Source organism: Serratia sp. CY47280 (assembly GCF_052168655.1).
Classification (GTDB): domain Bacteria; phylum Pseudomonadota; class Gammaproteobacteria; order Enterobacterales; family Enterobacteriaceae; genus Serratia; species Serratia bockelmannii.
Window position 1 is genome coordinate 603,038 of sequence record NZ_JBJNMG010000002.1, and the last position, 23,221, is coordinate 626,258.

At 57.9% G+C, this 23,221-nt stretch carries 19 protein-coding genes; 9 read left to right on the forward strand and 10 right to left on the reverse strand.

The window, feature by feature from the left end:
• Positions 1 to 6 precede the first annotated feature (6 nt).
• Positions 7 to 2,046: a choline transporter gene (locus ACJ8J4_RS12420; RefSeq protein WP_004939112.1), complete on the reverse strand. Its 2,040-nt coding sequence runs from the start codon at positions 2,044 to 2,046 to the stop codon at positions 7 to 9.
• Positions 2,047 to 2,446: 400 nt separating this feature from the next.
• Between ACJ8J4_RS12420 and betI the strand changes: the two genes are divergently transcribed.
• The 3 genes from betI to betA all read left to right on the forward strand — a co-directional run bounded on the left by betI (position 2,447) and on the right by betA (position 6,338).
• Positions 2,447 to 3,049, forward strand: coding sequence for a transcriptional regulator BetI (gene betI, locus ACJ8J4_RS12425; protein WP_025302109.1), 603 nt, complete (start codon positions 2,447 to 2,449; stop codon positions 3,047 to 3,049).
• Between the two features lie 14 nt (positions 3,050 to 3,063).
• Positions 3,064 to 4,536 (forward strand): betaine-aldehyde dehydrogenase, encoded by a 1,473-nt coding sequence (gene betB / locus ACJ8J4_RS12430; RefSeq protein WP_016928486.1) that lies wholly within the window; start codon positions 3,064 to 3,066, stop codon positions 4,534 to 4,536.
• 134 nt (positions 4,537 to 4,670) lie between these two features.
• Positions 4,671 to 6,338, forward strand: coding sequence for a choline dehydrogenase (betA, locus tag ACJ8J4_RS12435; RefSeq protein WP_049295261.1), 1,668 nt, complete (start codon positions 4,671 to 4,673; stop codon positions 6,336 to 6,338).
• Positions 6,339 to 6,447: 109 nt separating this feature from the next.
• Here the strand turns inward: betA and ACJ8J4_RS12440 are convergent, their stop codons facing one another.
• From ACJ8J4_RS12440 to ACJ8J4_RS12450, 3 genes are all read right to left on the reverse strand, one after another.
• Positions 6,448 to 8,073, reverse strand: a complete 1,626-nt coding sequence (locus ACJ8J4_RS12440; protein ID WP_025302112.1) for an FMN-binding glutamate synthase family protein — start codon at positions 8,071 to 8,073, stop codon at positions 6,448 to 6,450.
• Between the two features lie 185 nt (positions 8,074 to 8,258).
• Positions 8,259 to 8,849, reverse strand: a complete 591-nt coding sequence (locus ACJ8J4_RS12445) for a LuxR family transcriptional regulator (RefSeq protein ID WP_004939094.1) — start codon at positions 8,847 to 8,849, stop codon at positions 8,259 to 8,261.
• Between the two features lie 21 nt (positions 8,850 to 8,870).
• A complete protein-coding gene (locus tag ACJ8J4_RS12450) occupies positions 8,871 to 9,587 on the reverse strand; it encodes an EAL domain-containing protein (RefSeq protein WP_016928483.1) in 717 nt (238 codons plus the stop codon).
• A 472-nt stretch (positions 9,588 to 10,059) separates the two neighbouring features.
• Here ACJ8J4_RS12450 and ACJ8J4_RS12455 point away from each other — a divergent pair, with 472 nt between their 5' ends.
• From ACJ8J4_RS12455 to ACJ8J4_RS12470, 4 genes are all read left to right on the forward strand, one after another.
• Positions 10,060 to 10,617 (forward strand): fimbrial protein, encoded by a 558-nt coding sequence (locus ACJ8J4_RS12455; protein WP_041034152.1) that lies wholly within the window; start codon positions 10,060 to 10,062, stop codon positions 10,615 to 10,617.
• Between the two features lie 81 nt (positions 10,618 to 10,698).
• Entirely contained in the window at positions 10,699 to 11,427 is a 729-nt protein-coding gene (locus ACJ8J4_RS12460) for a fimbrial biogenesis chaperone (protein ID WP_025302114.1), read from the forward strand.
• Between the two features lie 75 nt (positions 11,428 to 11,502).
• A complete protein-coding gene (locus ACJ8J4_RS12465; RefSeq protein WP_025302115.1) occupies positions 11,503 to 14,064 on the forward strand; it encodes a fimbria/pilus outer membrane usher protein in 2,562 nt (853 codons plus the stop codon).
• Positions 14,061 to 15,098, forward strand: coding sequence for a fimbrial protein (locus tag ACJ8J4_RS12470; protein ID WP_025302116.1), 1,038 nt, complete (start codon positions 14,061 to 14,063; stop codon positions 15,096 to 15,098). Before ACJ8J4_RS12465 ends, ACJ8J4_RS12470 begins: the two co-directional genes overlap by 4 nt.
• A gap of 58 nt (positions 15,099 to 15,156) precedes the next feature.
• On the opposite strand, the gene ACJ8J4_RS12475 is transcribed toward ACJ8J4_RS12470, so the two are convergent.
• The 5 genes from ACJ8J4_RS12475 to ACJ8J4_RS12495 all read right to left on the reverse strand — a co-directional run bounded on the left by ACJ8J4_RS12475 (position 15,157) and on the right by ACJ8J4_RS12495 (position 20,886).
• The gene (locus ACJ8J4_RS12475; RefSeq protein ID WP_025302117.1) at positions 15,157 to 15,615 is read right to left on the reverse strand and encodes a helix-turn-helix domain-containing protein; all 459 of its coding nucleotides are present in this window, start codon (positions 15,613 to 15,615) and stop codon (positions 15,157 to 15,159) included.
• A gap of 205 nt (positions 15,616 to 15,820) precedes the next feature.
• Entirely contained in the window at positions 15,821 to 17,401 is a 1,581-nt protein-coding gene (gene mqo, locus ACJ8J4_RS12480) for a malate dehydrogenase (quinone) (RefSeq protein ID WP_025302118.1), read from the reverse strand.
• Between the two features lie 461 nt (positions 17,402 to 17,862).
• A complete protein-coding gene (gene phoA, locus ACJ8J4_RS12485) occupies positions 17,863 to 19,290 on the reverse strand; it encodes an alkaline phosphatase (protein ID WP_060432724.1) in 1,428 nt (475 codons plus the stop codon).
• Positions 19,291 to 19,420: 130 nt separating this feature from the next.
• Entirely contained in the window at positions 19,421 to 20,128 is a 708-nt protein-coding gene (locus tag ACJ8J4_RS12490) for a glutathione S-transferase N-terminal domain-containing protein (protein WP_060447550.1), read from the reverse strand.
• A gap of 74 nt (positions 20,129 to 20,202) precedes the next feature.
• Positions 20,203 to 20,886, reverse strand: a complete 684-nt coding sequence (locus ACJ8J4_RS12495; RefSeq protein WP_060447549.1) for an ArsR/SmtB family transcription factor — start codon at positions 20,884 to 20,886, stop codon at positions 20,203 to 20,205.
• Between the two features lie 174 nt (positions 20,887 to 21,060).
• On the opposite strand from ACJ8J4_RS12495, the gene ACJ8J4_RS12500 reads away from it, so the two are divergent.
• Positions 21,061 to 21,408: an antibiotic biosynthesis monooxygenase family protein gene (locus ACJ8J4_RS12500; RefSeq protein WP_025302122.1), complete on the forward strand. Its 348-nt coding sequence runs from the start codon at positions 21,061 to 21,063 to the stop codon at positions 21,406 to 21,408.
• Positions 21,409 to 21,440: 32 nt separating this feature from the next.
• On the opposite strand, the gene ACJ8J4_RS12505 is transcribed toward ACJ8J4_RS12500, so the two are convergent.
• Complete coding sequence (locus ACJ8J4_RS12505) at positions 21,441 to 22,172, reverse strand: isochorismatase family protein (RefSeq protein WP_060447548.1); 732 nt, start codon at positions 22,170 to 22,172, stop codon at positions 21,441 to 21,443.
• A 132-nt stretch (positions 22,173 to 22,304) separates the two neighbouring features.
• On the opposite strand from ACJ8J4_RS12505, the gene ACJ8J4_RS12510 reads away from it, so the two are divergent.
• Positions 22,305 to 23,201, forward strand: coding sequence for a LysR family transcriptional regulator (locus tag ACJ8J4_RS12510; protein ID WP_025302124.1), 897 nt, complete (start codon positions 22,305 to 22,307; stop codon positions 23,199 to 23,201).
• The last annotated feature ends 20 nt before the right edge of the window (positions 23,202 to 23,221 follow it).

Below are 23,221 nucleotides of genomic sequence, written 5' to 3' on the forward strand. Positions count from 1 at the left end.
CGGCCATCACATATCCGGGAAGGTCAGGGTGCCCCCCGGCGCCTCGCGATGAATGTGCAGGAAGTTCAGGTGCTTCTCGTACTGGTCGAGAATGTCACCAATCACCTGTTCCTTGCTGTAGTCCATCAGGTCGTTGCCCTGGGTGCCTTCCATCAGGAAGGTTTCCAGCCGGTAGTAGTGCGATTTACCGGAGCGGGCGCGGTAGGTGAAGCCCGGCACCGAGTAGCGCATCGGCCAGATCTGATAGATGAAGTTCTGTTCCTCGCCCAGGTGCACCAGCAGTTCCAGGTGGTTCAGGCGCTCGTCTTCGGTCGGCGGCACTTCGCTGAACTCCACTTTCGCGCCGCGCAACTCCAGCTCGCGCGCCACGTCCTGCATCGCCGGGCGGCAAACCTTATCCAGCATTTTCTGCGTGTACTGCGTGCCCGGGTAGTTCATCACCCGCGACAGACGCTGTTTCCAATTGAGCACATCGTGGCTGGAGACCGGCACCGGCGCCAGGGTGCTGAGCGCGCTGGCCTTGCGGTAGTCTTCCACCCGCAGCGATTTATACAGCCCGGCCATCACGAAGAAGATCACGAAGCTGAACGGCAGGCCCATGATCACCGTGGTTTTCTGCAGCGCCGGTACGCCGTCGGTCATCAGCATGCCGATCGTCAGCAGGCCGATGGCCACCGACCAGAAAATCCGCAGCCAGTTCGGTGCATCATTATTGATATCGGCCAGGCGCGAGGTGAAGTTACCCAGCACCAGCGAGCCAGAGTCCGCCGAGGTGACGTAGAACAGCAGGCCGGTGATGGTGGCCACCGAGGCGCTGAAGGTGAAGCCGGGGTATTGCGCCAGCAGGCTGTAGAAGCCGCGTTCCGGGAACTGCATCACTTCCTGAGCAAACTCGGCGTTGCCGTGGATGATCTGGTACAGCGCGCTGTTGCCGAAGATAGACAGCCACAGCAGGGTAAACACGAACGGTATGATCAGCGTGCCGACCACGAACTGACGAATGGTGCGCCCGCGCGAGATGCGCGCCAGGAACAGGCCGACGAACGGCGACCACGCCACCCACCAGGCCCAGAAGAACAGCGTCCAGTTGTTCATCCACTCCACCGGCCGATCGAAGGCGAAGCTGTTGAGCGTCATGCCCATAAAGCGGTTGACGTAATCGCCGACGTTGAGCACCAGCGCGTTGAGCAGGAACTCGGTGTCGCCGAAGAACAGCACGAACAGGATCAGGCCCAGCGCCAGCAGCACGTTTAGCTCGGACAGGATGCGGATGCCCTTGTTGACGCCGGAAGTCACCGAGATGGTGGCCATGATCACCGACAGCAGGATCAGCGAGCCCTGCACCGTCAGGTTTTCTGGGATCTCGAACAGCACCTTAAGGCCGTAGTTGAGCTGCACCACGCCGATGCCCAGCGTGGTGGCGATGCCGAAGATGGTGCCGAGCACCGCGGCGATGTCCACGCTGTGGCCGATCGGGCCGTTGATGCGCTTACCGAAGATCGGGTACAGCGCCGAGCGGATGGTCAGCGGCAGATTGTAGCGATAGCTGAAGTAGCCGAGGGCGATGCCCATCAGCGCATACATCGACCAGCCGGTCAGGCCGTAGTGGAACAGCGTCCAGACCATCGCCTGGCGCGCGGCCTCCAGCGTTTGCGCGTCGCCTTCCGGCGGCATCATGTACTGGGTCACCGGCTCGGCGACCGAGAAGAACATCAGGTCGATGCCGATGCCGGCGGCGAACAGCATCGCCGCCCAACTCATCAGGCTGAACTCCGGTTTGGACTGTTCCGGCCCGAGCTTGATGGAACCGAAGCGCGAGGCGGCGATAAACACCACGAACACGATGTACAGCGTCGCCGCCAGCAGGTAGTACCAACCGAAGGTGGTCGACACCCAATTCAGCGTGCGGGTGATCCACTGCCCTGAGAAGTCGGTGAAAAAGATGGTCATCAGCGAGAAGGCCAGGATCAGCCCCGCCGAGGTGAAGAAAACCACAGGGTTGAGGCGGTCCTGCTGCGGTTTGGAGGAGGTTTCGCGTGTTGTCATCGTCATCCTCTGAACTGAGTAAAATCGTGCCGCTCCGCATTTCGGGGCGCGTTGGCGCCGCCGGAAAACGGGCGAATGAAGGCGGCGACCATCCCCATGGGAATGGCCTGAAAAACGCCGCTTTCGCCTGTTGCTGAAGCACCGGAGCGCTTCGTGGCGGGAACCGCTTACAGCCACTGATTTTGGTCAGATTCGTTAATTACCTCACAAAAATCAGCCAGTTCCACAACCAGATAGTACAAATTTTTAACCAGGCGGCAATAAAATATATGCAATTTTTATTGAACGTTCAATCAAAAAAAAGTTTAATAGTCCTCATGATGACCTGAATCACGGGCGAAACGGCAGTGAAATTTGCCCGCTGAGATAAGGCCGAAGTCGGTTTTGTGAGAGTCGAAATATGCCAAAGGTAGGAATGCAGCCAATCAGAAGGCAGCAGTTGATTGATGCCACGCTCGCCGCGGTAAACGAAGTGGGAATGCATGACGCCACCATCGCGCAGATCGCGCGGCGGGCCGGCGTTTCCAACGGCATCATCAGCCATTATTTCAAGGACAAGAACGGCCTGCTGGAAGCCACGATGCGCTATCTGATCAGCCATCTGGGCGAGGCGGTGAAGCTGCGGTTGCAGGCGCTGACCGATAACAGCCCGGCGGCGCGGCTGCAGGCGATCGTCGCCGGCAACTTCGACGACAGCCAGATCAACAGCGCGGCGATGAAGACCTGGCTGGCCTTTTGGGCCAGCAGCCTGCACCAGCCGCAGCTCAACCGGCTGCAACAGGTGAACGGCCGCCGGCTTTATTCCAACCTGTGCGCCGAGTTTCGCCGCGTTATGCCGCAGCCGCAGGCGCGGTTGGCGGCCAAGGGGCTGGCGGCACTGATCGATGGGCTGTGGCTGCGCAGCGCGCTGCGCGGCTCGGCGTTCAATCAGTCGCAGGCGTTGACGCTCACGACCGAATACATCACGTTCCAACTCCGGGGGCAGACGCCGCCCGGAGGCTAACTCAAGGAGATCCTATGTCCCGTTTTGGCTTGCAGAAGCTCTATATTCATGGCGCCTATGTAGACAGCACCGCTGGAAAAACCTTCAACGCCATTAACCCGGCGAACGGCGAAGTTCTGGCTGAAGTCCAGTCCGCCGGCGCTGAAGACGTCGATCGTGCGGTGGCCAGCGCGGCCAGCGGGCAGAAGGTGTGGGCGGCGATGACGGCGATGGCGCGTTCGCGCATCCTGCGTCGCGCGGTGGATATTCTGCGCGAGCGCAACGATGAACTGGCGGCGCTGGAAACGCTGGATACCGGCAAAGCGATGTCGGAAACCACCGCGGTGGATATCGTCACCGGCGCTGACGTGCTGGAGTATTATGCCGGCCTGATCCCGGCCATTGAAGGCGAGCAGATCCCGCTGCGCGACACTTCGTTCGTTTACACCCGCCGCGAACCGCTGGGCGTGGTGGCCGGCATCGGCGCCTGGAACTACCCGATTCAAATCGCGCTGTGGAAGTCCGCGCCGGCGCTGGCGGCGGGCAACGCGATGATCTTCAAGCCGAGTGAAGTTACGTCGTTGACGGCGTTGAAGCTGGCGGAAATCTACACCGAAGCCGGCCTGCCGGACGGCGTGTTCAACGTGGTGACCGGCAGCGGTGCGGAGGTGGGGCAGTACCTGACCGACCATCCGGGCATCGCCAAAGTCTCTTTCACCGGCGGGGTGAAAACCGGTAAGAAGGTGATGGCCAACGCATCGGGTTCGACGCTGAAGGAAGTCACCATGGAGCTGGGCGGCAAGTCGCCGCTGATTATCTTCGACGACGCCGATCTGGATCGCGCCGCCGATATCGCCATGATGGCCAACTTCTACAGCTCCGGCCAGGTGTGCACCAACGGCACCCGCGTCTTTGTGCCGGCGGCGCTGCAGGCGCAGTTTGAGGCGAAGATCCTCGAACGCGTGAAGCGCATTCGCCTCGGCGATCCGACCGATCCGCAGACCAACTTCGGGCCGCTGGTCAGCTTCGCGCACATGGAGTCGGTGCTGCGCTTTATCGAAAGCGGTAAGAACAGCGGCGCGCGCCTGCTGTGCGGCGGCGAACGCGTCACCCATGGCGAATTCGGCAAGGGCGCTTATGTGGCGCCGACGGTATTCAGCGACTGCCGCGACGACATGGAAATCGTGCGCGAGGAGATCTTCGGGCCGGTGATGAGCATTCTCAGCTACCAGAGTGAAGAGGAAGTGGTGCGCCGCGCCAATGATACCACCTTCGGCCTGGCCGCGGGCGTGGTGACCCACGATCTGGCCCGCGCGCACCGCGTGATCCACCAGCTGGAAGCCGGCATTTGCTGGATCAACACCTGGGGCGAGTCGGCGGCGGAAATGCCGGTCGGCGGCTACAAGCAGTCCGGCGTCGGCCGCGAAAACGGCCTGACCACGCTGGAGCACTACACCCAGATCAAATCGGTGCAGGTCGAGCTGGGCGAATACGCCTCGGTATTCTGATCTTCCCGTCGTCTTTCGAGCCGCAGCCGCGTTGGCTGCGGCCGACACTCCTCGAGAGCCAAATACACCGCCTGCTGCGGATCAGCGCTTCGCGTTTTCGCATCGTGCAGGCCTATAAAGTAAGGAGATAATGAATGGAATTTGACTACATCATTATCGGTGCTGGTTCCGCCGGCAACGTGTTAGCCACCCGATTGACCGAGGACGCCGACGTCAGCGTGCTGCTGCTGGAAGCCGGCGGCCCGGATTACCGGATGGATTTCCGTACTCAGATGCCGGCTGCGCTGGCGTTTCCGCTGCAGGGCCGCCGCTATAACTGGGCGTATGAAACCGATCCTGAGCCGCACATGAACAACCGCCGGATGGAATGCGGCCGCGGCAAAGGGCTGGGCGGTTCGTCCCTGATCAACGGCATGTGTTATATTCGCGGCAACGCAATGGATTTCGACAACTGGGCCAAGGCGCCGGGTCTGGAAGACTGGACCTATCTGGACTGCCTGCCGTATTTCCGCAAGGCGGAAACGCGCGATATCGGCCCGAACGATTACCACGGCGGCGATGGCCCGGTGAGCGTCACCACGCCGAAGGCCGGTAACAACGAACTGTTCCACGCCATGGTGGAAGCCGGCGTGCAGGCGGGCTATCCGCGCACCGACGATCTGAACGGTTACCAGCAGGAAGGCTTCGGCCCGATGGATCGCACCGTGACCCCGAAAGGGCGCCGCGCTAGCACCGCCCGCGGTTATCTGGATCAGGCGCGTTCGCGGCCGAACCTGAAAATCGTCACCCATGCGCTTACCGACCATATCGTGTTCGACGGCAAGCGTGCGGTGGGCGTCAAGTATTTGCAGGGCGACAGCAATCAGCTGACTCACGCCACAGCGCGCCGCGAAGTGCTGCTGTGCGCCGGCGCCATCGCCTCGCCGCAAATTCTGCAGCGTTCGGGCGTCGGCCCGGCGGCGCTGCTGAAAAGCCTGGACATCAACGTGGTGCACGATCTGCCGGGCGTCGGAGAAAACCTGCAGGACCACCTGGAGATGTACCTGCAATACGCCTGCAAGAAACCGGTGTCGCTGTACCCGGCGTTGCAATGGTTTAACCAGCCGAAGATCGGTGCGGAGTGGCTGTTCAACGGCACCGGCGTCGGCGCCAGCAACCAGTTCGAGGCCGGCGGCTTCATCCGCAGCCGCGCAGAGTTCGCCTGGCCGAACATTCAGTATCACTTCCTGCCGGTGGCGATTAACTATAACGGCAGCAACGCGGTGAAAGAGCACGGCTTCCAGGCGCACGTCGGCTCGATGCGTTCGCCGAGCCGCGGCCGGGTGCAGGTGAAATCGAAAGATCCGCGTCAGCACCCGAGCATTCTGTTCAACTACATGGCGACTGAACAGGATTGGCAGGAGTTCCGCGACGCTATCCGCATCACGCGCGAAATCATGGCGCAGCCGGCCCTGGACGAATACCGCGGCCGCGAGATAAGCCCAGGGCCGGACGTGCAGACCGACGAACAGCTGGACGCCTTTGTGCGCGAGCACGCCGAAACCGCCTTCCACCCGTCCTGCTCGTGCAAGATGGGCGAGGATGAGATGGCGGTGGTCGACGGCCAGGGCCGGGTGCACGGCATGGAAGGATTGCGGGTGGTGGATGCGTCGATTATGCCGCTGATCATCACCGGCAACCTGAACGCCACCACCATCATGATCGCCGAGAAGATCGCCGATCGCATTCGCCAGCGTGCGCCGCTGCCGCGTAGCACCGCCGACTACTACGTCGCCGGCGATGCGCCGGTGCGCAAGCAGTAACCGACACGCCCTCTCGCCGTTGAGGGGGAGGGCCGCCGTAGCAAGCAACCCCTCTCCATATGCTCTTCCCCAAGGCGAGGGGGCAACTCTCTTTTTATCCCTTATCCCATCATGCCGCCGGCAGCGAGATCGCCTGATCGAAACTGTTGGGCGTCGCCATGCGCCACATGCGGGCGTAGAACTCGCTTTTGATCTCCGGCTGCAGCAGCGCGCCCGGCTCCAGGTAGTAATAGATATCGGCATACACCTTGATCTCGGTCGGCGTGATGCGGCGCAGCATATGGTGCGAGGTCAGCTGCTCCGGGCGGCTGACGCCGGCCGCCGCCAGCATGTCCGCCAGCGCTTTCACCGTATTTTGATGGAAGTGATAGACGCGCTCCGCCTTGTTCGGCACGACCAACGCCTTCTGACGCAGCGGATCTTGCGTCGCGACGCCGGTCGGGCAGTGGTTGGTGTGGCAGCTTTGCGACTGGATGCAGCCGACGGCGAACATAAAGCCGCGCGCCGAGTTCACCCAGTCGGCGCCGAGCACCAGTACGCTGGCGATGTCAAAGGCGCTGATGATCTTGCCGCTGGCGCCAATCTTGATTTGGTCGCGCAGGCCGCAGCCCACCAGCGTGTTATGCACGAACAGCAGCCCTTCGCGCAGCGGCATACCCATATAGTTGGAGAGTTCGAGCGGCGCGGCGCCGGTGCCGCCTTCCTTGCCGTCCACCACGATAAAGTCCGGCAGAATGCGGGTGTGCAGCATCGCCTTGACGATGGCGACGAACTCCCACGGGTGGCCGATGCACAGCTTGAAACCGACCGGTTTGCCGCCTGACAGCTCGCGCAACTGCTGGATGAACTGCATCATTTCCAGCGGGGTGGTGAAGGCGCTGTGCGAAGCCGGCGAGATGCAATCGACGCCTTCCGGCACGCCGCGGGTGGCGGCGATTTCCGCATCCACCTTCTTCGCCGGCAGAATGCCGCCGTGGCCCGGTTTGGCGCCCTGGCTGAGCTTGATTTCAATCATTTTCACCTGCGGGCTTTGCGCCTGTTCGGCAAAGCGGCGCGGATCGAAATGGCCGTCGGCGGTGCGGCAGCCGAAATAGCCGCTGCCCAGCTCCCACACCAAATCGCCGTTGTTTTCGCGGTGATAGCGGCTGATGCTGCCCTCGCCGGTGTCGTGGTAGAAGTTGCCTTTGGCCGCGCCGAGGTTGAGCGCGCGGATGGCGTTGGCGGAGAGCGCGCCGAAGCTCATCGCCGAAATGTTGAAGATTGACGCGGAGTAGGGCTGGCGGCAGTCGGCGCCGCCGATGGTGACGCGAAAACTGGTCGGATCGGCGGCTTCCACCGGCCGCATGGAATGGCCGATGCACTCATAGCCGGTTTGGTACACATCCAGCAGGGTGCCGAACGGCTTGTCGCCCATCTCGTTTTTCGCTCGGCGATACACCAGCGTGCGCTGGGTGCGCGAAAACGGGATCTCTTCATTGTCCTGCTCGAGGAAATACTGGCGCAGTTCCGGGCGGATGAACTCGAAGAAGAAGCGCAAGCGGCCGATGATCGGGTAGTTGCGGCAAATGGCGTGGCGTTGCTGCGTGAGATCGTAGATACCCAGCACCATCAGGCAACCGCAGGCCAGGGCCGGCAGCCAGAACCACGGATGATTGTGCATCATGATCAAGAAAACCAGGGTGAGCAAGATGCTCAGCACAAAGCAGGTATAGCGGCTGAATAAGGACGACTTCATAACATCTCCTGATGTTTATTTTAATCCACACGACATGACTCACGGATAATCCGTGTGCAAATCGTAACCAACAGGAGGGGATGTTGTGTGTCTGTTGCTGCTTTGTCGCCAGTTGTTACATTAATTTAACGTGACGGAAGGGGGGCGGGTTGCCGCGCGGCGAACCGCGCAACAAGCCTGGGTATTTATTTGCCGGCGACGAAGATGGTGCTCATGCTGCGCAGCCGCAGTTTTTTCATCGCGCTGTATTTCTGCGAGAAGATGGTTTTCGGGTGCGTGCCGCGCTTTTCCGCAATGTGCAGCAGGCTGTCGCCACGCAGCAGGTTGAAGATCACGTCGCTTTCCGCCGGACTGAGCTCGCGGGTTTTCTGCACCCGGATACCGCCCGGTTCCTTGCTTTCCAGCAGCCGCTGGATTTTTTCCTGCAGCGAATAAAGCGGAATGCGGGTGGAGACCAACTCGACGGAAATCCCCAGGATCGACAACAGTTTCACTACCCGCTCGTCGTCATAAAACACCAGCAGGCGCGTCTTGCTGTTGTACTGCTGATGCAGGGACACCAGGCTTTCGATCACGTTGACGCTCTGTTCCAGGTTTTGCGAGGTGAAAATCAGCGCAATATCGTGCTTGGTGATCTTCTCTGCTTTGGCGCCGCCGTGCATGAAATCGGAAAACAGGCGGATATCGTACGCGCCGTAGTGTTTCTTTAGCAGCACCGACAGGCCAACATAGCTGTACTTACACTCACTAATCACAAGAACGTTGTTTTTAGACATAGGGCAAACACCAATACCGAGTTAAAAGTATTCAGCTGTAAGAAGCGAGTTCAAATCCTTGATGCTGGATTCCTTCCACAGCTTTCCCTGCAGTGCGTAATATGGCATTTCATCCAGCCATTTCTTGTGTTCGGGAGTTTCAACTCCTTCGATAATTACCTTGTAATGATTAAGGTAAAAAAAGCGCAGTAACGCGCGCATCAAGCCCTCGCCGCCGGACTTTTTCATGAAGTCCCAAAGCAGAAAACGGTCGAGCTTAACGAAGCGGAACTGGCTGTTGTACAACGCGGAAAAACCCGCATAGCCAGAACCAAAATCATCGAGCCAAAATGAATAACTATTCAATGACGGATCGCCGTGCACGCGATCTTTCACCAGCCGGGTTGAATTCTCGCTGATCTCAAAATGAATACAGCGCAGGGCATTAATTCTTTCGGCAAAGTGAGTATTCGCCAGCGATTGCAGGGAATAATCGTCAACATTCAAAGTGGCTATCACTTGGTTTTCATGAAACCAGTGTTTGTATTTATCGATCAGATTGATCTGATCCATCAAAATCTCAATCCGGGTTGCGCTGTCGGCGTGACGAAAGAACTGTTCAGGAGAAAAATGGGCGTATTCGCTATTAAACGTAAAGCGAGACAGACATTCAACGGCCAGCAATTGTCCCGATTTCGCGAACATTGGCTGAAAAACATAATTAATGCCGTTATTTTTCTCTCTGAAAGAACCGCTCATTTCCCAATCCTTGGATTGATATTTAACTTGTTGATTTTAAATGCTTAAAAAGAAAGTTACTCCAGGTTTATTGGTAAATTTCTTATTTAAAACGTCAGAATGGCCGAAGCGTGTCGACAGACCATTGAACGCGTAATTCGTGCCAAATTCCAAACGTCGCAATATGTTACTAAATGTAAATATTTGGGATAATATTCTGATTTTCAGGCCTTAATGCAAAATCTTGAACTCTGAAGCTTTCCCAAACACAGATTATTCCTATTCATATGAATCGTCAACATCGATCGATAGGTATCCTCCGATAGTTTATTCCTATCAAGAGGGGCCTTATGAATGTTTTAAACGATTTAACATTAAGAATATGCTTAGTCTATATTTCGTCCGGCAATGGATTCATCGGGCTTCATTCCTGACAAGGAGTAGCATCGCTGAATGTACTTTATAAGCGTATTAATTCATCGAGAGTCTAAATATGAAAATCTCTAAACTGTCTGCTGTATTGGCATTGGCTGTAAGCACTGCTGCTATTTCTTCTTTCTCTGCTCAAGCTGCTGACGGGACTATTACTTTCAACGGTAAAGTGACTGACCAAACTTGTACTATCAGCACCCCAGGCGGTAAAGATTTCACCGTAACTCTGCCAACTGTTTCTGCTTCTACTCTGGCAACTCAGAGCGCAACTGCTGGCCGTACTCCGTTCGCGATCAACCTGACCAAATGCTCTAAAGGCCAGGTAGCTACTTATTTCGAACCGGGCGCTACTGTTGATTTCAATACTGGCCGTCTGAACAACCAGGCGCAGACTGATGCTGCAACTAACGTGCAGATCCAGCTTCTGGGCAGCAACAACCAATTCCTGCCTATCCTGGCTGCTGGTGCTAATGGTGCGCAGAATAACTCCCAGTGGGTTACCGTTGCTAACGAAGGCGACTCTGCTGACCTGAACTACTACGCTGAATATTACGCTACCAACGCTGCCGGCGCTGGTGATGTGACTTCTAGCGTTCAGTACACCATCATTTACCAGTAAGTAATATTTCTTTAAGTAATATTCTTATTCGGGTGGGGGAGTTATGCCCCCACCGTTTTCCCTTACCGTAGCGATAAGATAATGAAGAACTCTTTTAAAAAATACAGCATATTGCTGAGCGCCATGCTTTTCAGTAGCAGCGTTTTTTCCAGTGTCATTATTAACGGTACTCGTATTATTTATCCGGGAAAGCAACGGGAAGTTACCGTCCAATTATCAAATAATGGTGCTTCACCGGCACTTATTCAGTCTTGGATTGATGAAGGCGACGCAAAAACCACACCAGAAAACAGCAAAGCGCCATTTATCGTTTCACCGCCAATCAGCCGTGTTGAACCGGCTACCGGCCAAGCGCTGCGCGTTTCATTGACTACGGCGAGTTTGCCGCAAGACAAAGAATCCTTGTTTTGGTTGAACGTACTGGAGATCCCGCCAGCACCAACCGGGGCAAACAATGGCGCACCTGAAAACTTTTTACAGGTGGCATTCCGTACCCGCGTAAAACTGCTGTATCGGCCGACCGGTCTGGCGGGAGAAGCGAATGATGCGCCGGAAAAACTGCAGTGGAGCTTCAGCGCTGGGGGCGTCAGCGTGAAAAACCCAACGCCGTACTATGTGTCATTTACCGAGATTAATGCTGTCGTGAACCAAAAACGTGTGCCGTTGGCCCCGCACGGCGACATGCTGGCACCCGGACAGGAAAAGACATTGTCGTTCTCCGGCGACAGCGCGCGCATTGCTGACATTGCCTACACCACTATTAATGATTTTGGCGGACGCGTGTCCCGTACTAAGAATAAGCAAAAGTAACTCTTGGAACAGAGCCTCAGGCCCAGAGCAATTTATTTCAGAGGGCGAGCTTAATTTGGTAAAGGAATGCTTTATATGAAAGAGTTACCTATCTCTGCAGCTGTTAAAATGGCGCTGTCCAATTATAAATCGATTCTGCTGTTAACCGGTAGCGCGCTCTGTCTGGCGGCCCCTGCGACGTCTTGGGCGGAGGGGGTTGCCGATAGCAAAAAGCCGGCAGCACCGGTTGAAGCGACTTTTAACAGCAGCTTCCTGATTGGGGAAGCGCAGGGCGTGGATCTTTCACGCTTCCGTGATGGTAACCCGATCTTGGCGGGAAAATATTCGCTCGACGTGTATGTGAACGGCGAGTGGAAAGGCAAAAAAAGTATCGACTTTAAAAACGTGCCGGGGAAAAACAGCGCCGATACCTGTTTTAGCTTACTGTCGTTGGATGAGTTCGGTGTGGATACCGCCACAATGAGCGGGGATCCTGCCGTTAATACCGAGACGTGCAAAACGCTGACTCAATGGGTACCGGAAGCCTATTACCGCTTGGACACCAGTACGCTGCGCATGGATATCAGCATCCCTCAGGCGGCGCTGCGCCGCAGCGCTCGCGGTTATGTCGATCCGCGCTTCTGGGATCGCGGTATTACCGCCGGCAGCCTGTCGTATAATTTCAATGCGTTCAATACCCACAGCTCTGCCAACGGCAGCAACTCCGATTCAACTAATGCATATTTAACGTTGAATGCCGGGTTAAACGTGGCGGGTTGGCAGCTGCGTCACGATTCCAACGTGAACTGGCGTTCTAACGACAGCACCCATTGGCAAAACACCGCGACTTACGCGCAGCGGGCAATGCCGTCTATCCGCGGCATGCTGACGTTGGGCGACAGTTACACCAGCGGTGATTTCTTCAACTCCATCGGTTTTCGCGGCGTGCAGATCGCCACGGACGATCGCATGCTGCCTGATTCATTGAACGGGTATGCGCCGGTTGTGCGTGGGGTCGCGCAAAGCAACGCCCTGGTGGAAGTACGTCAGAATAACCAGCTGATCTACCAAACTACCGTCGCTCCGGGCGAGTTCATCATCAACGATCTCTACCCTACGGGTTACGGCGGCGATCTGAATGTCACCATTAACGAGGCCGACGGCAGCAAACGCCAGTTCAGCGTTCCCTATGCTTCGGTAGCGCAGATGCTTCGTCCAGGTATTCAGCGTTATGCCATCACTGCGGGTCGAGTACGCGATGATAATTTAAGCAAGGAACCCGACATGTTCCAGGCGACTTATCAGCGCGGTTTTACCAACATTCTTACGGGATACACAGGCGGGATCGTCAGCGATGGCTATGGTGCAGTGCTGGTGGGCAGCGCGGTCGCGACACCGGTTGGCGCATTTGCGCTGGACGTCACGCAGTCCAATACCCGCTTGAAGCAGGGCGACCAATCAGGCCAGAGCTATAAGCTCAGCTATAGCAAGTTGATGACCGAAACCAACACCAACTTCACGATCGCTGCTTATCGCTATTCGACTTCCGGCTACCTCTCTTTGCAGGATGCCGTCTACTCCCGTGACAATGAGCGCAAGGGTTTAAGCGCAGATGCGGTTAACCGCCAGCGTAGCGAATACCAGCTGACGCTGAACCAAGGGCTGGGCGACAATTACGGTTCCTTGTACATCACCGGTTCGGTACGCGACTACTGGAACCGTGGCGGGAGCACCAAGCAGTACCAGGTGGGCTATAACAACTATTATGGTCGCGTGACCTATGGCCTTTCCGCCATGCGCACCTCGGATATGTATAACCGAGATGAGACTCGTTATTACCTGACACTGTCGATTCCATTCAGCGTCGGTTCGCAAACCCTGAGCCTGAACAGTTCACTGGGCTACACCGACAACGGTTACGACAGCAGCCGTGTGGGCATGAATGGTTCAACCGGCGAAGACAACAACATCAGCTATAGCGCTACGTTAGCCAACGATCGTTCAGGCGGCACCAACAGCAGCGTGAGCGGTGAATACCGTAGCCGTTTCGCCACGATGAACGGGTCCTACAGCTATGGTAAAGATTACCGTCAGTCGTCGATCGGTGCATCGGGCAGCGTGGTTGCCCATAGCGGCGGCGTCACGCTGACACCGCAACGCGGACAGACCATGGTGCTGGTGGAAGCGCCAGACGCCGCTGGCGCGATTGTGACCAACTCGCCAGGCGTTCGTATCGATGACAACGGTTATGCTGTGGTTCCTTATGTTGCACCATATCGCATGACGAGCGTAACGCTCGATCCGAGCGGCATGTCACGCGATGTTGAATTGGAAAGCAGCAGCCAACAGGTTGCGCCATATGCCGGCGCGGTTGCCCGGTTGGAATTCAAAACAACGAAAGGCCAGGCATTGATCATTCATGCGCTCGGCCCTGATGGCAACGCGCTGCCGTTTGGCGCTGAAGTGCTGGATACCCGTAATCAGGTGGTCGGCATTGTTGGGCAGGGCAGTCGCATCTACTTGCGTACCGAAGCTAAGAAAGGTTTGTTGCAGATTAAGTGGGGCACACAGCCAACGCAGCAGTGCTCTGTCAGCTATAGCGCCAAGGCGCAAAGCAATAATCCTGACTACGAAATTATTGAAGCGAGTTGCAAATGATAAAGTTTACGCGTGTTCCACCGCTGAATAAAGCGCCAGCGAAATGCCTGATGCTGCTCGGACTGCTGATGGCGGGCGGCCAGAGCGCTTACGCCGCCTGTTACGTTAATAATGGTTACAAGGCGCAGGTGATCAACATGAAGCTTGGGCGCGTGCTGGTTACGCCAAGCAGCCAGGTTGGAGACACCTTGGTCACCGGTCAGTTCGCGATTAACCCGGTCTCCGGTTATGGTCGTTGTTATAACGGCGGTAGCGCGATTGGGCAGATCCTCCAGGGCAGCCGGACGAGCTTCAGCAATGTATGGAGCACCAATATTCCAGGTATCGGGATTCGTTTATACCGTGAAGCGGGGACAATAAGTACTTATTATCCCCACACGTTGGCATTACGGGGTAATACAACCGTCAACCTGAATGGCGGTTACTTTAAGATCGACATTGTGAAAACCGCCGCGCAAACCGGCACCGGCCAACTGGTCCCAGGCAAGTACACGACTTACTATATGGATGGTTCCGGTCAGGGATTGCCGATGCTGGAATCGATCGTCGATGCCAACAGCCTGACGATCGTGACGTCGACTTGCAACGTGGACAGCGGTTCCAAGAACAAGGTGGTTAATCTGGATACTGTCACTGCAGCCTCGTTTGGCGGCGTAGGTTCAACGCAGGGTGAAAAAGCATTTGATATCAATATCAATTGCGTTGGCGGCGTTGGTGAGGATCTGTTGCCAGGCAGTGCGGGACAAGGGATCGTCAATGTGCGTTTTGACTATACGCAGGATGCTTCCAATGCACCTGGGGTGATCAAATCCGAGCCTGGCGCCAACACAGCATCCGGTGTTGCCGTCCAGCTGTTGACCGGCAATACGACCCAGCCGATCAAAAATGGCGATGCGGTCAATGCCGGACGTACCATTCCCAACCAGGCCAATACCTTAACGCTGCCGCTGAAGGCACGCTACTATCGCACCGGTTCGACGATTAAAGGCGGCAATATCAAGTCGACCGCCACCTTTACCATCGAGTACAACTAAGTCGCGTTCCGACGAAAAAGCCAATGGGTTTTATCCATTGGCTTTTTTGCGTTATCGATTAACGCAGCCCCATCCAGCTGGTGCAAACGCCTTCCGGCGGTTTGCCGGCGTACCAGCGTGGCAGCGTGGGGGCATCATGGTGCGATTCAGCCTGCGCCTCTATCGGCTGTGCCGGCCACTCCGCAACATCCCAGCGGGTGGTACGGCGATACACCGCCGGGGTTTTACCGAACTGTTTCTTGAAGGCGCGTGAGAACGAAGGCTGAGAATCGAAATGGTATTGCAGGGCGATATCCAGGATCGGACGCGGGGTGGAGCGCAGCGCCTGCGCCGCCTGCGACAGGCGCCGCTCGCGGATATAGCTGCCGAGTGCGTGGCCGGTGGTGCTGCGGAACATGCGCTGCAGGTGCCATTTGGAGTAGCCCGACTTGGCGGCGACGTTATCCAGCAGCAGCGGTTGGTCCAGATGAGTTTCAATCCAGTCTAGTAAATCGTGAATGATATTGACGCGATCCATGGTTTTAGTTCTCCCGCAAAAACGACATTCAGGTCACAGTGACTTAGCTTAATTATCCAAGAATATACTTTGATAATAGGCGTGAGTGCGCCGTTACGCAAGGGTAAACCGGGGGTAAAAAGGTGGCCAAAAATGCTCTTTGAACGGCAGGGGGATAAAAGAAAGGCCGCATAAAGCGGCCTTATCAGTAGGAAGCGATGGAAAATCAGTTAGTTTCCGGTTTCACTTCAATGTAGTTCAGACCCAGCACGCTGCTGGTGTAACCGCGGATCTTGTTGGTCATCTCGATATCGCCGTTCAGCTTGTGGCCGTAAGACGGAATGATCTCTTTCAGCTTGCTCTGCCATTCCGGCGTCGCCACTTTGTCTTTGAACACGGTTTCCATCAGATGTAGCATGATCGGCGCAGCGGTAGAAGCGCCCGGCGAAGCACCCAGCAGAGCGGCGATGCTGCCGTCTTCAGAGCTGACGACTTCGGTGCCGAACTGCAGCACGCCGCCTTTATCCGCGTCTTTCTTGATGATCTGTACGCGCTGGCCTGCGGTCCACAGCTTCCAGTCTGCCTGCTTGGCGTCCGGGAAGTACTCTTTCAACGCGGCGAAGCGATCGTCGTCGTTCATCATCAGCTGGCCGACCAGGTATTTCACCAGATCGAAGTTATCCAGACCGACGTGGGTCATCGGCATCAGGTTCGAGGTGCTCAGCGAGTGCATCAGATCGAACAGCGAACCGTTCTTCAGGAACTTGCTGGAGAAGGTGGCGAACGGCCCGAACAGCAGCACGCGCTTGCCGTCCAGCATGCGGGTATCCAGGTGCGGCACGGACATCGGCGGCGAACCTACGCTGGCCAGGCCATACACTTTGGCCAGGTGCTGGTTGGCGATCGCCGGGTTGGTAGTGACCAGGAACTGGCCGCCGACCGGGAAGCCGCCGTAGCCGTCGGCTTCTGGGATGCCGGATTTCTGCAGCAGGGTCAGGGACGCGCCGCCTGCGCCGATGAACACGAACTTGGCGTTAACGGTGGTTTCTTTACCGTCGCGGTTCAGATCGGCAACGGTCACGCTCCAGGTTTGGTCGGCGTTGCGCTTAATGTCGCGCACTTCGTGGCTCAGGTTCAGCTTAAACTTGTCGCTGGCGCTCAGCGCGTCAACCAACTGGTGGGTGATCACGCCGAAGTTGACGTCGGTACCCAGCGGCATGCGGGTCGCGGCGATTTTCTGCGCCGGATCGCGGCCGTTCATCACCAGCGGCGCCCACTGCTTGATTTGCGCAGGGTCTTCGGAATATTCCATGCCGCGGAACAGGGTGCTGTGCTGCAGCGCCGCGTAGCGTTTACGCAGGAAGTTGACGTTGTCGTCACCCCACACGAAGCTCATGTGCGGCACGCTGTTAATGAAGGATTTCGGATCTTTCAGGACAGCGTTTTTCACCTGATAAGACCAGAATTGGCGAGAGATTTCGAAAGACTCGTTGACCTTCACCGCCTTGCTGATGTCGATGGTGCCATCGGCTTTTTCCGGCGTGTAGTTCATTTCGCTAAAGGCGGAGTGGCCGGTACCGGCGTTGTTCCAGCCGTTGGAGCTCTCTTCCGCCACGCCGTTCATGCGCTCGTACATGTCGATGGTCCAGGTCGGCTCCAGCTCATGCAGATAGGTACCCAAAGTGGCGCTCATGATGCCGCCGCCGATCAACACCACGTCGACGGTTTTATTCTTCTCTTCAGCCGCCGCCTGCTGCGTAACGCTAAACAGGCTGAGACTGAAAATCAGGACGAGTAATTTTCTCATTGAATTAAATCTCTTGTGTGTAAATTCTACTCATTGCAGGTGAAAGAATTTAGCGGGAGTTACCCTGGAAAATAATGAAGCCGACCGCCCGGCGTGAGCCGATAGGCAGCGATAATGCCTTTTTGTTAATAGGGTATTTAACGAAAAGTGAACTATTGCAGGCCGTCCGGATGCAAATTGATCGGTTCACGTTACTGGCGGGGTATTATTGTTTGCGAGAATGTTAAAAACTACTTTTGTAACTAAAAAAAATGAATATAAGCAAAAATAGGGCGGTTGCTGTCGCAGGAATAAACAGAGAGGGAAGAAAGGCTGTATAACCGCGTTATTTTAAGGGGTTAATTGTCACGCAATTAAACGTTATTTCGTTATCACACAATAATTGCGGTTAAATTGCAAATACCTATCGGTAACCAATCATAAATGGCCGCCGTTGCGAGCGGCCATCGTTCAGCTGGCGGTTACTTGATGCCCATCGCATCGCGCATGGTGAAGAACAGATCGGTCTGATCGGTCAATCCCACCACGTTGGCGGCGTGCGGGCCGTAGGCCGCGACGCGCAACTGAGTGCCGGTATGCCCCTGCGACTCTTCTTCCGAGTTGCCGTAGCTGAGGGTCATCGGTGCGCCGTCTTTGGTGGTCAGTATCTGGGTCAGGCCCGGCGCTTTGGCGTTGGCGGCGACGATCTGGCTGGAGTGCGCGTGGTCGGCGGTGACGATCACCAGCGTGTTGCCGTCGGCGCGGGCGAAGGCCAGCGCTTTTTGCACCGCTTCGTCCAGATCGACGGTTTCACCAATCTGCCCGCACGGATTGGCGGCGTGATCCTGCTTATCGATCGACGCCCCCTCGACCTGCAGGAAGAAGCCGTTCGGGTTGTCTTTCAGCAGCGCGATCGCTTTGTCGGTCATCGCCGCCAGCGTTGGCGTGGCCGCGGTGCGCGCCGGGTTGTTTTCACAGGTTACCGCCGGCTTGTCGAGGTTGCCGTGATAGCTGGCTTTCGGCCCCAGCCAGCGCACCGGCATGTTGCCGTCGGCGAACAGGCCCAGCAGCGGTTTTTGCTGATTGGCCAGGGTCACGGCCTGCAGTTCATCTGCGTTGCTCACCCACTGATAACCCTGTGCCGCCGCCTGGTCCTTCAGCGATTTTCCTTGCCATTCGCCGCTTTTCGCCAGCTGGTTGAAGGACTTCGCACCGCCTCCCAGCGTGACGTCGGCACGGGTTTTCAGCAGTTGCTCGGTGATCGAGCCGCGGCCGCCGTTTTCCAGCGCGTTAGCGGCACATTTCTCGCTGGTTTCTTCCGGGCCGTAGCATTTGCGCGAGGTGACGTGCGACACCAGCGCCGCCGGCGTGGCGTCCTGCAGTTCGGCGGTGGAGACGTTGCCGGTGGCCTTGCCGGCCGCCTTGGCGATCTCCAGCAGCGTTGGCTGGTCTTTGCCGTTCACGTCCACGCCGAGCGCACCGTTATAGGTTTTCACCCCGGTGGCCCAGGCGGTGGCCGAGGCGGCGGAGTCGGTCACGTAATCCGGCTTGTGGGTTTTCTTGTCCAGCGAGTAGTGGGTGTATTGCCCGGTCAGCGGCAGGGCGTCGATGCCCTTGAAGTAACCGCCTGCGCCTTCAGCGTAGTTGCGCGCGGCGGTGATCTCGGAATCCCCCATGCCGTCGCCGATCAGCAGGATCACGTTTTTCACCGTTTTGTCCGACAGCGACGCCTTCAGCGCGGCGGTCTGATCGCCGGCCAGGCGACGGGCGCCGCCCGGCTCGGTGAGGGTGCCGCGCGCGGCGCGCTCGGTCAGGCCATCGGCATTGGCCGAGGTTTCCGCCGCGATGGCGGAGGAACAGAGCAGGGCGGACAGCACGGCGCCGGCGATCAGGGATACAGCAGGTTGCATGGGTAAGCTCCTTGTCGTAATACAACAATGTAAATAACATCAAATTGTTACGAAAGGAGAGTAGAGCAGAGGGATGACAATTTTATGACAATGAAAGACGGGACGGTCCGATGGCCATCCCGTGTGACGATCAGGCCGCGCGCGCCGGGATAGCGAGCCCACGCTGCACCGCCGGCCGCGCTAAACCGCGCTCCAGCCACTGCGCGACGCGCGGGAAGCTGTCGAACTCCACCAGGTCGCGGGCCTCATAGAAGCCGATCAGGTTGCGCACCCAGCCCAGCAGCGAGATATCGGCGATGGTGTAGTCTGCGCCCATGATCCAGTCACGGCCCTCCAGGCGCGTTTCCAACACACCAAGCAGGCGTTTCGATTCGTTTTTGTAACGCTCCAGCGGCCGCTTGTCTTCATATTCGCGCCCGGCGAATTTATGGAAGAAACCGAGCTGGCCGAACATCGGGCCGACGGCGGCCATCTGGAAGAACACCCACTGAATGGTTTCATAACGCTGGGCTGGATCCTGCGGCAGGAAGCGGCCGCTCTTTTCTGCCAGGTAGAGCAGAATGGCACCGGATTCGAACAGCGGCAGCGGCCGGCCGCCGGGGCCGTCGGGATCGATGATCGCCGGGATCTTGCCGTTCGGATTCAGCGCCAGGAATTCCGGCGTCCAGGTTTCGTTGTTGCCGATGTCGATTAGGTGCGCTTCATAAGGCAGGCCGATCTCTTCCAGTATGATGGAGACTTTGACGCCGTTCGGCGTCGGCAGAGAGTAGAGCTGCAGCCATTCCGGATGCTGAGCCGGCCAGCGTTTGACGATCGGGAATTGGGTGGAATCGAGCATGGAAACTCCTCGGGTTGGCGGGGTCGCTTAAGCGTACCCCTAGAGTATTGCAGTAAAACTACCCTGTCGCCGGGTTACACCGTGAGGTCAAAATGTGCGGCCAGCGCTTTTTTACCGGCGGGGGTCAGCTGCAGCTCGCGGCTGTCGAGCCGGCGAAGGATCCAGCCGCGTTGGATAAAGGCGGCCAACAGCGCGGCGCCCAGCGCGCCGCCGAGGTGAGATCGGCGCTCGCTCCAGTCCAGACAGCCGCAGGCGAAGCGGCGACGAGTGGGCGCGGGGGAGCAATCGACGCCCAGCCGCGTCAGCGCGGCCTGACCGGCGTCGCTTAATCGGTAGTCTTCTTCACCGGTCAGCCAGTTCAGCGCATGCAGCCGATCGTGCAGCTTCACCGCCACCTCGCCCGCCATATGGTCGTAGCAGGTGCGGGCATATTGCAGCGTGGTGGGCGTGCTGCTTTTCACCGACGGGCGCGGTACGCCCGCCAGCGCCATCAAGCCTTCCAGCGCTGCGGCCACCGGTTGCCCGGCCAGCCGGAAATAGCGGTAGCGCCCCTGTTTGACGCAGGCGATCAGCCGCTGCTCCAGCAGTTTCGCCAGATGCGCGCTGGCGGTGGACGGGGCGACCTCGACCGCCGCGCTGAGCTCGGTGGCGGTGTAGGCGCGCCCGTCCATCAACAGGCACAGCATGCGCGCCCGGGTGCGGTCGGCGATGGCGGCGCTCAGCGCCGCTAAACGATCTTCAATGTCGATGTTATGCATACTTCGAGGTTAGACGAAGTATGACTGCGCGTCCATCGCTAACCTGTGGTTATCGCACTCTGGTGCAGTGCGTCTGCGTTCGCTGGATATTGATGAGCGGGCGTTGGAATCGGTGCGGTGGCGCCATTCTTACCATGCGCGCGTACCGGAATTTTACCGTGAGAGGAGACGATAATGATCGCCGTGATTTTTGAACTGCAGGCCGCTGATGGGCAGCGTGATACCTATCTGGCGCTGGCGGCGGAGCTGAAGCCGCTGCTGGCGCAGATCGACGGATTCATTTCCATCGAGCGCTTTCAAAGCCTGGCCGATCCTGCGCGCCTGCTGTCGCTCTCCTTCTGGCGCGACGAGGCGGCGGTGCAGCAGTGGCGCAATCTCGAGCAGCATCGCGCGGCACAGGCGCGCGGCCGTGGCGAGGTGCTGGCGCAGTACCGGCTGCGGGTGGCGGAGGTGGTGCGGGATTACGGGCTGGAGAGACGCGACCAGGCGCCGCAGGATAGCCGTTGCTATCACCGCACCTGAAAAAAGCCCGCTGACGGCGGGCTTTCACCCGTTTATTTCGCTTCGCTGCCCACCTTCATCGCCCCGGCGTAGCGGGCGCCCATTCCCCAGGCGGCGCCGTGGTCGCGGGCGATCTGCAATACGCCCCCCGCCGTGGCCTTGCGGCTCCAGTCCTGCTGCCATTCCAGCATCAACGCCACCCAGTTGATAGGGGTGGCGCCTGCCTGTATCAGGCGCTGCATGGCGTTGTTTTGACTATCTGGCGTAATGTCGCCGGTGACGTCCGACAATATGTAGACCTCATACCCCTCGCCCAGAGCGGACAGCGCCGGCAGCATCACGCAGCTGGCGGTCCACAGCCCGCCGATGATGATTTTCTTGCGGCCGGATTGTTTGATCAGATCCACCACGCGCCGATCCTGCCAGACGTTGATGGCGGTGCGATCGTACACCTGCAGATCCGGGCGTGCCTGCGTCACCTGCTGGAATACCGGCCCGGCGAAGCTTTTGGCGTTGGCCGAGGCCAGAATGGTCGGCACGTTGAACACCTTGGCGGCCTTGGCGATGCCGGCGGCGTTATTCACCAGGTTGGTTTGATCGATAGAGGAAATGGTCATGCCGAACATGTCCTGCAGATCGACCAGCAGCAACAGGCTGTTGTCGGCGGTCAGCGGTTGCACATAACCCGCCTGGCGGCTATCGGCGGCGGGGGATTGCGCCAGCGCGGCGACGGGGGCGGTGGCGGCGCTCAGGCCGAGCATCAGGGCGATTAGGGTCTTTTTCATTATTAACTCCATGATTATCAGTAGATTAAATTCACGTCCCACTCAGGGAAGCGGTTGAATGAAGTCTACTGATATTTATTTGGTTAATAATCTATGGTTTATTGAATTAATAATTAACCTGAAGGACGTAATATGGACGTGCTACTGACGATGCGCGCCTTTCGCCGCGTGGTTGAGCGCAACAGTTTCTATAAGGCGGCGGAGGATCTGGCGATCACGCCGGCGGCATTGAGCAAGCAGATTAAGCAGTTGGAAAGTCGGTTGGGGACGCTGTTGCTGGTGCGCACCACCCGCAGCATGAGCCTGACCGAAGCCGGGCAGCTCTATTACCAGGAAGCCTGCCGGTTGCTTGGCGAGTTCGACGCGCTGGAGCAGACGGTTGCCGCCAGCGCGCAGCAGGTCTCCGGCACGCTGCGGGTCAATGCGCCGCTCTCGTTCGGCCTGACGGTGCTGTCGCCGCTGCTGCCGCCGTTTATGCAACGTTATCCGCAGCTGCAGGTGGAACTGACGCTGGACGACAGGGTATTGGACGTGGTGGCGGCCGGTTTCGATATTTCCTTGCGCATTCGCCGACGGCTGCCGGATTCTTCCCTCAGCGCCCGGGCACTGGGTGACGTGCACCAGCGAATTTGCGCCGCGCCCGGCTATTTGGCGCAGCACGGCGTGCCGCAAACGCCCAATGAATTGCCGCGGCACAGCTGTCTGGCCTATTCCCTGGCGGAAAAACCGGGGCAGTGGCAGTTCACCGCCGGCGAGGAGAGCCTGAGCGTGACGTTCACTCCCCGGCTGATCGCCAACAACAGCCTGATGCTGCGGGATATGCTGGTGGCGGGACTGGGCATCGGTTCGCTGCCGTCGTTTGTGGCGGATCCCGAGATTGCTGCCGGCAGACTGGTGCAGCTGTTCCCTGAACAGATTGCCGACGTGCATCAGGTCTTCGCGGTTTACCCGACGCGCCGGCATGTGCAGCAGAAAGTGAGTTTATTCACCGAGTTTGTGCGAGAACAGGGATTGATGACGGCGAATTGACAACGGTGCACGGTTGTCAT